General features: G+C 60.0%; 10 protein-coding genes. All 10 read left to right on the top strand.

All coding sequences use genetic code 11. The annotated features are described in order from the left end of the window. Nucleotides 1–12 precede the first annotated feature (12 nt). The 10 genes from azu (at nucleotide 13) to E8E91_RS26950 (ending at nucleotide 11,178) form a co-directional block, all read left to right on the top strand. Nucleotides 13–462, top strand: a complete 450-nt coding sequence (azu, locus tag E8E91_RS26995; RefSeq protein WP_280380163.1) for an azurin — start codon at nucleotides 13–15, stop codon at nucleotides 460–462. 13 nt (nucleotides 463–475) lie between these two features. Next, nucleotides 476–1,549, top strand: coding sequence for an alpha/beta hydrolase (locus E8E91_RS26990; protein WP_280380161.1), 1,074 nt, complete (start codon nucleotides 476–478; stop codon nucleotides 1,547–1,549). A 117-nt stretch (nucleotides 1,550–1,666) separates the two neighbouring features. Next, on the top strand, nucleotides 1,667–2,722 hold the full coding sequence (locus E8E91_RS26985) for a maleylacetate reductase (protein ID WP_280380160.1): 1,056 nt from the start codon (nucleotides 1,667–1,669) through the stop codon (nucleotides 2,720–2,722). A 41-nt stretch (nucleotides 2,723–2,763) separates the two neighbouring features. Beyond that, nucleotides 2,764–3,720, top strand: a complete 957-nt coding sequence (locus tag E8E91_RS26980; RefSeq protein ID WP_280380159.1) for a VOC family protein — start codon at nucleotides 2,764–2,766, stop codon at nucleotides 3,718–3,720. An 8-nt stretch (nucleotides 3,721–3,728) separates the two neighbouring features. Next, on the top strand, nucleotides 3,729–4,373 hold the full coding sequence (locus E8E91_RS26975) for a dienelactone hydrolase family protein (protein WP_280380157.1): 645 nt from the start codon (nucleotides 3,729–3,731) through the stop codon (nucleotides 4,371–4,373). Nucleotides 4,374–4,416: 43 nt separating this feature from the next. Further along, nucleotides 4,417–5,328: an NAD(P)-dependent oxidoreductase gene (locus E8E91_RS26970; protein ID WP_280380155.1), complete on the top strand. Its 912-nt coding sequence runs from the start codon at nucleotides 4,417–4,419 to the stop codon at nucleotides 5,326–5,328. Between the two features lie 12 nt (nucleotides 5,329–5,340). After that, entirely contained in the window at nucleotides 5,341–5,727 is a 387-nt protein-coding gene (locus E8E91_RS26965; RefSeq protein ID WP_280380153.1) for a carboxymuconolactone decarboxylase family protein, read from the top strand. A 51-nt stretch (nucleotides 5,728–5,778) separates the two neighbouring features. Next, nucleotides 5,779–6,585, top strand: a complete 807-nt coding sequence (locus E8E91_RS26960; RefSeq protein ID WP_280380151.1) for an N-acyl homoserine lactonase family protein — start codon at nucleotides 5,779–5,781, stop codon at nucleotides 6,583–6,585. A gap of 110 nt (nucleotides 6,586–6,695) precedes the next feature. After that, nucleotides 6,696–9,458: a LuxR C-terminal-related transcriptional regulator gene (locus E8E91_RS26955; protein ID WP_280380149.1), complete on the top strand. Its 2,763-nt coding sequence runs from the start codon at nucleotides 6,696–6,698 to the stop codon at nucleotides 9,456–9,458. A 133-nt stretch (nucleotides 9,459–9,591) separates the two neighbouring features. Then, nucleotides 9,592–11,178 (top strand): NAD(P)/FAD-dependent oxidoreductase, encoded by a 1,587-nt coding sequence (locus E8E91_RS26950; protein WP_280380148.1) that lies wholly within the window; start codon nucleotides 9,592–9,594, stop codon nucleotides 11,176–11,178. Nucleotide 11,179 lies beyond the last annotated feature (1 nt).

Below are 11,179 nucleotides of genomic sequence, written 5' to 3'. Positions count from 1 at the left end.
AGCGGGAAGCAGATGCTACGCCCAGTACTCCTGACCGCTCTGCTATCGCTACCCAGCGCTTTCGCGCTGGGGGCGGAGTGCCAGATCGACATCGGCTCAACTGACCAGATGACCTTCACCCAGGAGCGCATCAGCATCAGTCGTGAGTGCAAACAGATCACCCTCACGCTCACTCATCACGGTCGCATGCCAGTGGCCGTAATGGGTCATAACTGGGTGCTTGCCAAGGCCTCCGACGTGCAGGCCATTGCCACTGATGGCATCAACGCGAGGGCCTCCGGTGGCTACCTGAAGCCCGGTGATGAGCGCGTGATTGCGCACACCAAGCTAATTGGCGGCGGAGAAAGCACGAGTGTGAGCTTCGAGGTGGGCAATCTCACGCCCGGAGAGAGTTACGCCTACTTCTGCTCCTTCCCCGGCCATTGGGCCGCGATGAAGGGCACGCTGGAACTGATCGATTAAGTGGGAGCCGGCCATGCAAGACACGCAGGACATGGTCTTTCAACTGGCTGTGGTCGACGCCCCGCTTGAAATTCGAATCGAGCCATCAACGGAAGACCTATTGGTGGAATTCCCGGGGCGTCATAGGGCAGTGAGCAATCGCCGCATGCAGGTGCGTTTCAAGCCTGAAGCTGCGACGGAACTGCGCGCAGCCCTGCTTGGCATAACCACGTACACCGACTCCACGACGCCGCGCCAGCGGCCGCGTGGCCCCCACGCACACCCGAAAAACAAGAAGGTTCCTATGAGTCTGCTTCCCAGCGGAGACCGCCGCGTCGACTTTTCCAACTGGCAACGCCAGCTTTTCCAGATCGACGGCACCATCACCGTCGTGCATCGCGCAGGCAGTGGCTTCCCCCTTGTGTACTTGCACGGGGGCGGTACCTGGACTGGCCTCGCGTTCTCCGATGGCTGGCCAGAGCAATTTGAAGCATTCCTGCCACATCACCCTGGCTTCGGCATGTCTTGTGAAAACCCTCGGATAGACTCAACCGCTGGATACGTGGAGCACTACCGCGAGCTGTTCGATAGCCTGGGACTCGACCGCGTGCACCTGGTAGGCAGCTCGTTTGGGGGGCGTTTGGCGGCCGAATTTGCCGCGCGATACCCCGAGCGGGTCGAGAAGCTGGTACTAGCGGCCCCCGCTGGCTTGAGCGTGCCAGAACATCCGCTTCCCGACCTCTCTACCATCCCGCCAGAGAACTTCCCGGCATTCCTGGTAAAGGACATTCAAGTCCTCCTGCCCTACCTACCGAACGGTCCCGATGAGGAGTTCGGTGCGATGCGAGTTCGTGAAGGAACCGCCGTAATGCGGGTCCTGCGCGATGGCAGCATGGACAACCCGGAAATGCCTTCACTGCTCGCGACTATCAAATCGCCCACCCTCCTGATCTGGGGTAGTGAGGATCGCCTGATACCCGCCGGCCAGGCCGAGTACTGGCAACAGGCGATACCAGGCGCACAACTGAGGATGTTCACCAACGTTGGTCACCTACCGCTCGACGAGTCCAACGAGGCGCGCCAAGCCCTTCTGGATTTCCTGAGCTAACACGCTGAAGAACGGTGTCGCGGTAAGTCCGCGGCACTATCTTTCGACAGGTGTCCAAGCCCCATATCCATAGCAAAACTCCACGCATATCGAAGTCTCAATACGCTTGGAGAGTACATGCAGCCGTTCATCTACAACGCCCTGCCCGGACGCGTCATTTTTGGTTCCGGAACCCTGTCGCAGCTGGAGCAAGAAATCACCAACCTGGGTTGCTCTCGAGCGCTGGTACTGACCACCTCTCAGCAACGAGATGCCGGCGAACGTCTGGTCAAACAGCTCGGCGATAAGTCCGTGGGGCTGTACGCCAACGCCACCATGCACACTCCAGTGGAGGTAACTCGTGAAGCCCTGGACGTGGTGGCGAAGAGCAAAGCGGACTGCGTTGTAGCGCTCGGTGGTGGCTCCACCATCGGACTGGGCAAAGCGATCGCGTTGAACACCGACCTGCCGCAGATCGTGATACCGACTACCTATGCCGGATCGGAAGCAACGCCGATCATCGGGCAGACGGAGAACGGCCTGAAAACCACTCAGCGCGCCCTCAAGGTTCTCCCGGAAGTAATTCTCTACGACGTGGACCTGACGTTCAGTCTCCCGCCGCAGATCAGCGTGACCAGTGGATTGAATGCGATTGCCCATGCGGTGGAGGCCCTTTACGCCAAAGACGCCAATCCGCTCATCTCCCAACTGGCAGAGCAGGGCATCGCAGCACTTGCCAGGGCGCTTCCCCGAATTGTCTTTGATCCTGAAGATCGCGAGGCACGCTCAGATGCCCTCTTCGGCGCATGGGCTTGCGGTGTCTGCCTGGGGGCGGTGGGTATGTCGATTCACCACAAGCTCTGCCACACGCTCGGAGGCAGCTTCAACCTGCCCCATGCCGAAACCCACACCGTCGTACTCCCCCATGCGGCTGCCTACAACGCCTCGGCTACCCCAGAGGCCATGGCAAGGGTCGCCCGCGCGCTCGGGGTAACCGACGCACCTCAAGGCCTGTACGACTTGGCAGCCAGCCTTGGGGCTCCCACCCGACTGGAACAGATTGGCATGCGCCAGGACGACCTTCCACGCGCGGTGGAAATCGCCTGTGCATCCCCGTACTGGAATCCACGCCCTATTGAAGCCGAAGCCATCGGTCATCTGCTTGCCAACGCCTTCGCCGGAAAACGCCCCTGACACCAGGCGTTTCAAACAATGCGTGCTACTGGAGAATAATAATGGAGATAAACCCGCACATCCTGCGTCACCACCACATCACCTTGAACGTCGGTGGCGCCCAGGAAGACTACGACTTCCACACCAAGGTACTGGGTCTCAAAAGCGTCAAGAAGACCGGCCTGTACGACGGTACCGAGCCGATTTACCACTTCTACTACGGGAACGACATCGGCGAAGAGAGCACGCTGATCACCTGCTTCCCCATGCGTCAGTCTGGCCGCAAGGCTCGCCGCGGTAGTGGTCAGGTCAAGACGCTGGCTCTTTCGGTTCCAGTCTCGTCCCTGAGCTTCTGGGCCAGCCACCTGACCAACCACGGTTTCAAACCGGTCCTGCTGGAACGCTTCGGCGAGAAGCTCCTGCATTTCACCCACCCGTGTGGCATCGAGTACGAGCTGGTCGGGATCGACGACGACAATCGAAAGCCTTATTCGAACGGGGTGGTGCCTTCTGAGTTTGGCATCCGCGGTACCCACGGCATTACCGTCTCAGTGCGTGATCTGGAGAACTCGGCCGAGTTCATGCATTACGGCTGGACAGGCAAGCTGCTCAATACCGATGGTGCCTTCAGCCGGTACGAAGTGGGCAACGGCGGCTCCGGCACCATCATCGACTTCCAACTGGAACCAGATTTGCCCCAGGGCTCGTGGGCATACGGCGAAGGCACCGTTCACCACTGCGCTTTCGAAGTGACGGACCTCGACGTACAGCGCAGCGTCAAGTTGCATCTGGAAGGCATGGGATACACCGACGTATCGGATCGCAAGGATCGCGGCTACTTCGACTCGGTCTACGTCCGCACTCCCGGAGGCGCGCTCTTCGAGGCCTCTGTTTCCAAACCTCAAGGTTTTCTCGTCGACGAACCCTTCGAAGAGCTGGGTAAAACCATCCAGATTCCTCCGCAGTTGGGTGCTCGGGCGCAAGAAATAGCGGCCTACCTCGAACCGTTGAAGTACTGAGGCGCCCCATGGACCGAAACCCTCATCTCGACACGCTGGTCCGGACACTCGGGCCACGCGCCGAAGACGTCGGCGTTGCAACGGTGCTGATTCACGGCAGGAACCAGGGCCCCGCAGACATGCTCGCCCTGGCAGAGCGATTTGATCTCGAAGGCATGCCGTTCATCGCTGTTGAGGCGGCCCAGGCCAGCTGGTATCCGAATCGTTTCATGGCGCCGTTGAGCGAGAACCAACCATGGCTCGACTTCGCCCTGGAACGTCTTGAACAGCTGATACGAAATCTGGAACGCCGCGGTATCAAACGAACCAACATCGCACTCTTGGGATTTTCCCAGGGCGCTTGCCTGGCCAGCGAATTCGTCTACCGCAACGCTCAACGTTGGGGTGGCCTGATCGCATTCACCGGCGGCCTCATTGGTCCCGCAGAAACGACCTGGACGACGTCACTTCAGCTGGACGGCACACCTGTCCTGATCGCGAACGGCGACCAGGACGAATGGGTGCCGAGGAAGCGCACCGAACAGAGCGCCGAGGTGTTTGAGCGGATGGGGGGTGATGTGCAACTGAAGATTTACCCGGGCAGATCCCACGAGGTCAGCGACGACGAAGTCGAGCGCGCTCGAGCGGTACTTGCCCGCCTAATTCCCCACTGACCAACGGGCGCTTACGGCGTCCCAGACAGGAGACATCCACGCAATGTCCACCCCCACTCTTGGCTTTATCGGACTCGGTGTCATGGGCGAGCCCATGGCCCGTCGCCTGGTTCAGGCCGGTCATTCACTGACTGTCTTCGACCTCAATGAAGCCGCTGTAGAGCGCCTGGTAGCACTGGGTGCAAGCAGAGCTGCGGATCCGCGGGCGGTCGCCAACCAGGCGCAGATCGTATTTGCCAGCCTGCCCACCCCCGAGATCGTGCAGAAAGTAGCGCTCGGAGATCAGGGCATTATCGCCGGTGAGCAAGTTCGGTTGTTCGTCGACCTTTCCACTACCGGCCCTCGCACCGCCAAGCAAGTCGCGTCCGCGCTGGCTGAGCGCAACATCATCGCCGTCGACTGCCCAGTCAGCGGTGGAGCGGCAGGCGCCGAAAAAGGCACGCTGGCCCTGATGGTGGCCTGCCCCGACGCTGCTTACGCAGAACTCCTCCCGATCCTGAATACACTGGGCAAAGCGCTGTTCTGCGGTGAACAACCCGGACTTGGCCAGACCATGAAACTGGTGAATAACCTGGTCTCCGTCACAGCCCTGGCAGTCTCATGCGAAGCGCTAGTGATGGGTGTCAAGGCGGGCCTGGACCCCCAAGTCATGCTGGACGTATTCAACGCCGGCAGTGCCCGCAACAGTGCAACTGCAGACAAGCTTCCGCGAGCGGTGCTACCGCGCACCTTCGACTTCGGATTCACCACTGCCCTGTCCCTCAAGGACACCCGGCTGTGCCTCGACGAAGCAGAGGCCATGGGAGTTCCCATGCCAGTCGGCAGTAGCGTTCGCCAAGTACTCAACATGACTCGCGCTGCCTTCGGGGATAGCGCCGACTTCACGCGCATCACCTGCCTCATCGAGCAGTGGGCGGGCGTTGAGGTCCCGACCCGTCCACGCCCATCCAACTGAAGGATCCACACCATGAGCAACGAAATGTTCGACAAGGGCTTCGCCAACCGCAAGGCGGTACTGGGTGCCGCCCACGTAGAGAAATCCTGGTCAGCGGCCGATGAATTCAACAAGCCCATGCAAGCGCTCGTCACCGAGTACTGCTGGGGTGCCGTGTGGGGCGATGAGACCCTCCCCTTCAAGACCCGCAGCATCATCAACCTGGCCATGCTCACCGCGATGAACCAGCACCATGAGCTCGGCGTGCATGTTAAAGGAGCGCTGACCAACGGGGTAAGCAGGGACGAGATACGTGCAGTGCTGATGCAGGGCGCCATTTACTGTGGCGTACCGGCGGCATTGGCCGCTTTCCGTGTCGCAAGTGAGGCGATCAAGGCTTGGGAAGCTGAACACGCCTGACACACTACCGCCGGCCCTGCGCCGGCGGACTTTTGCTGCCCAGGAGATGCCATGACTGCCGTCCCCGAATACGAGGTATTCGCGCTGCGATACGCCCGTGTTGATCGAGTCCGCCGCGATAACTTCATCGACAGCCTCGACGCTCATGACCTGCCCATGCCGATGGATTACTTCATCTGGCTAATCCGGAGCGAGGAACGAGTATTCCTTGTCGACACGGGGTTCAATCAACAGGCGGCCGATGCACGCGGCCGGACTCTGATTCGCTGCCCGATAGGTGCCCTGGGGCGTTTAGGTCTCACTCCTGCGGACATACAGGAGGTGATCATTACGCACATGCACTACGACCATGCGGGGAACGTCGATTTACTGCCCAACGCTCGCTTCCATTTGCAAGAGTCGGAAATGCACTTCGCCACCGGGCGATACATGCTGTACAGGCCACTGCGCCATTCCTTCAATGTCGAGGACGTAGTCAATCTGGTACGAGGTGTCTTTCAGCAACGCGTAGTCTTCCACCACGGAGACGTGCAACTTGCCCCCGGAATTGAACTCATCCACGTCGGTGGGCATACCCTCGGGCTTCAGGCCGTGCGAGTGCACACTGCTCGCGGGTGGGTGGTGCTGGCTTCCGATGCCAGTCACTACTACGCGAACATGGAGGAAGACTCTCCCTTCCCGGTAGTCCTGGATGTCGGTGCCATGCTTGCCGGCTACCGGAAGCTGCATGACTTGGCTGACTCGTCAGACCACCTCATCCCCGGGCATGACCCCCGAGTTCGAGAGATTTATCCGTTCCACGGGGCCCCACGCGATGACATCATGGCACTTCATCTACCGCCCGTACCCGCGTGCTAGACAAAGATTTGGGCATCAGCGATAAAACCGAAAGCCCATGGCCCGCGCAGACGAGCTACCGAATTTAACAAGAGGTTGAATAATCGACCCGAAACATGGAGACCGCTGCAATGCGCAGTAGCCATCAACACTCCATTCCACAGCATCAGCAGTCGCCACTGCAGATTTCACTACTTGCCTCCAAGCTCAGCCCCTCTCCGGCCAGCACGGGACTTACCCCGTTGCCCCGCTTGCTCAAGCGCCTGACAGAAGCGGCCGCCATACCGTTGACCTTGGTGCAGGCGCCAGCGGGGTACGGCAAAACCGGACTGCTCAGGCAGTACCACGCCCAATTGGCCCAGAATGGCGCTCGTACCGCTTGGCTGTCCCTGGATGAGGGAGACAATGACCTTGCAATATTCAGCGCCTACCTGAAGGCCGCGCTCGAACTGGTCGACCAACCTATTCCCCCCAGCAGCGTTCTGACTCGTGTCGGAGAGACCAGTCTAACCAGGGCCTTGACCAGCCTGCTGGAACTGCTGCAAGACGATCAGCGGCCGTTGTACCTGTTCATCGACGATGTCCACTACCTGGCCGGCAGCGATGCGGTTCGCTGCCTGTCGATGTTGATCGAGCGGGCCCCCGCCCATCTGCATTTCGTACTGACATTCAGAGGAGAGCCCTGCCTGTCGGTGGCCCGCCAACGAATGCATGGCCTGGTCGCGGACCTGAACATTCGCGATCTTCGCCTGAACCACGAAGAAACGGTGGCACTGCTTCAGCACCACGGCGTCGGTACGCTTCCAGATGATCAGGTATGTCAGTTGGAAGAACGACTGGAGGGATGGACCGGCGGTCTGACCTTGGTCGCGCTACTGCTTCGTCGCGATCCGGATCAGATTTACAACCTGGCCAACTTCTCCGGCGAGCGGAGGCAGTTCGCCGATTTCTTCCTGCAGGACGTACTCTCGCGACAGCCCGCGGAAATTCGCGACTTCCTGCTTCACACCTCGGTGCTTGATCGACTGGAGGCATCCCTGTGCAATACGCTGACCCGGCGCCAGGACGGCCAGGACATGCTGCATCAGTGCGAAAGTCTCGGGTTGTTCCTGACAGCGATCGATGAGGAGCAGCGCTGGTATCGATTCCACCCCCTGTTCGCCGAATTTCTTCGCCGCGAACTGCAAAAGAAGGATGAGGGACTTTCTCTACGGCTGCACATGGCTGCAAGCGACTGGCTGGTCCAGGCCGGCGATTATGTGGAAGCCTACAATCAGGCCATCGCAGCCAGGGACTACCTGCGAGCTGCAGAAATCATGGACACGTACGGCGAGGACATTTTCAGCTCACACGAAAATGCCTGGGCGCTGGCGGAAAAACTTCCGGAGGACATCATCATTCGGTTCCCAGCGATCATTCTCAGCCAGATCTGGCAGTTGGAGATGCGTTGGGAGTTCGAGACTTGTAAGGCGCTACTGGAGAAAGCCCGGGGACGCCTAGAGCAGATTGAGCATGACCATCTGCTTCCCCTGGACCGCATTACCAAGTTGCGCAATGAACTGCTGCACAGAGAGCTCATGCTGAACTTGCTTTCCGACCAGGTCAGGCCACTGCAAGCTCAAACTCAGTTCCTCATCGACAACTATGCCGACGCTCATCCGCTAGTGCGCGGCAGTCTATTCACCACCCAGATCTATGCTCGCCGCGAGTCCTACCAACTCGACGAAGTGGAGCGCCTGAACACTATTTGCATCGAATACTTCAAGCGCCTTCCCAACGATCTGGCCCAAGTGTTCCATAGTGCGATTGTCGGCCCATCCAGGCTCATGGCCGGTCGCACCCAGGCAGCCATACAGAGCCTGGGCACTGCGTTGCGCTCAGCCACGCAATTGGCTGGGCATCGTTCCCCTTTGGCTGCGATGATCGCAGTGAATCTGGCCAAGGTGCACTATGAGCGGGACGAAATCCCGCAAGCACGCAAGTTGCTCGATGCGCATTTGCAACAAGCCTGCTACCTGGGGTTTGTTGACCAGGCAATCGCCGGCTGGCTTACCCACGCGCGTATCTCCATGCTCGACGGAGACAAGGCAACGGCCTTCCGGATGCTGGACGAGGCGGACGTGTTCGCTACCGAGCACGACTTCGAGCGTTTGCGTCTCTTCAGTCTTGCGGAGCGATTGAAGTGGCTGCTCCGGCAAGGTGAGACTGACGAGGTTGTTCGCCTGGGCCGCAAGAACCAACTGCGCGGCCCGGCCAGCGACGTCGCACCCCACGCGAATATCACCACCCTCGACGAAGCACGTGCGCTGGTGTGGGTAAGGGTTGCACAAGCCGAAGACCGCCTGGCAGAGGCCCTTGGCCTGGCCAAGCTATGGCACCGCCACCTCGAAGGCGCTAATGCAGTTCGAAGCATGTTGCGCTGGGGCATCATCATTGCTCATCTTTCGGTGCTAACGGGGGATCAAAGGGCGGCGCAACGAGTCCTGCGTCGTGCCCTGTTCCAAGCTGCACCCTGTGGCTTCAAGCGGGTGTTCCTGGACGAAGGAGAATGGCTTGCCCGTCTTCTCAGTGACCAGCTGCAAGCGGCGGTCATTGATGGTGAACCTGCCGATGCCTTTGCCAGCTCACTACTGGAAAGCATGGAGGGAAGTCGCACGATCGCGGCTGCGCCGGCTCCGACCCAAGGGGAAGCCATTTATGGTGCCCTGAACAGCCGCGAACTGGACATCCTCGAGATGGTCGCCATGGGCCTTCTGAATCGAGAAATCGGGATCAAGCTTGGAATGACGGAAGGATCGGTCAAATGGTACCTGCAGCAGATCTACGACAAGATCGGTGTGCGTCGCCGCTCCCAGGCAGCTGACCGCGCCCGTCAACTAGGTATCCTGCGTTAATCAACGGCTGCAAGAAGAAGCCTTCCTGCAGCTGGTTCCCTCCCCTTTCCCGCTATCCATGGATAGGTGCTTGGCCTTTTGGCATGTCGCATCGTTGATTCACGCGATCTGACAAAAACAAGAGGTACCAAGCATGTCCACGGTTTACGACATTGTTGCCATTGGCTCAGGCCACAATGGTCTGGTCGCAGCCGCCTACCTGGCGGCTGCCGGCAAGAAAGTCCTGGTGCTGGAACGAAACCCCTGGTTTGGCGGCGGCGTTGTCACCCGCGAATTGACGGTCCCGGGCTTTCGCCATGACCAACACAGCGTTGGCCATATCTTCATCCAGGCCAACCCGCTGATTCGCAATGACGAACTCGGCCTCCTGAGCAAGTACGGCCTCCAGTACATCTATCCGGAAGTACCACTGATCTCCGTCTTCGACGACGGCACCACGCTCAGCCTGTACCGGGACCGCCAACGCAACTACCAGGAGCTTGCGAAGTTCTCCCAGAAGGACGCCGAGGCCTACCTCCGCTTCTCCGAGATCGCCGCCCACTACCTGCCGATGCTGATCGGAACCCTGTACTCAGCGCCGGTCCCCATGGGCGCCCAGTTCGCCATGATGGACCAGAGCCCGGAAGGCCGGGAAATGTTCGCCACCATGATGAAGAGCAGCTGGGAAATCATCACCGAGTGGTTCGAGCATGAGAAGGTCCGCCTGCACTTCGCACGCATGGTAGGTGAAAACCTGGCCAGCCCTGAAGAGCTCGGTTCCGGTATCAGCCTCTTCATGTTCCTCGCGTTCATGGAAAAATACGGCATCGGCATCCCTGTTGGCGGAAGTGGCGCGCTCACGGCCGCGCTGATTCGTTGCATCGAGGATCATGGCGGTGAAGTGATCTCGGAAGTGGACGTTGCCGCAATCGAGACGCGCGGCGGCCGGGCAACCGGTGTTCGCACACACGATGGCCGACGTTTCGAAGCACGCGATGCCATCATCGGCGGTATCCACCCGCACCTGCTGCGCGGCTACTTGGAAGACGCCGGCGTTGCTCCCCAGGTTTTCGAGCGCGCCGAACGCACCACCACCTCACCCTGCGCCTGCATCACAATCCACGCCTCGCTGCACGAGAAGCTGCGTTTCCGCGCAGGCGATCACGTCGACCAAGCCGCCTTCATCGAGCTGCTGCCTGTCAGTGAAGATCGCTTCCGCCGCTCGTTCGACGACGTGCGCTACGGCCAGCTGCCCAAGGACCCCCTGCTGGCCCTCGCGTCACCGACGAATATCGATCCGAGCCGAGCGCCTGCCGGTAAAGCCACCATGCATGCCTGGGCCTATGTCCCGTTCGAAATCGGAGCAAATCCTGCCGAATACTGGGACAGCATCAAGGAAGAGTACGCAGACCAATTGCTGGACCGGATGGCGCCGTACTTCCACAACCTGGACAGCGCCCTGATCATCGGCCGCCACATCGATACGCCCCTCGATATGCAGCGCACCTCCCCCAGTTTCCAGCGCGGCGACCTGCATGGCATCGCCGGTCACCAACACCAGTTCGGAGCCCACCGCCCCACTCCGGACCTTGGCCGCAACACCGTTCCAGGCGTCGACCGCCTATACCTGGTCGGCCCGTTCCAGCATCCAGGTGGCGGTGTATTCGGCGCTGGCCGTGCTGCGGCGATGCGCGTCTTCGACGACCTCAAGATGAAATTCAGCCAATTCAACAAGGCATAAG

This window comes from Pseudomonas sp. BN515 (assembly GCF_029873155.1).
Lineage (GTDB): Bacteria > Pseudomonadota > Gammaproteobacteria > Pseudomonadales > Pseudomonadaceae > Metapseudomonas.
The sequence above is the reverse complement of the archived record's forward strand: the minus strand, read 5'-3'. Positions and strand labels throughout refer to the sequence as shown.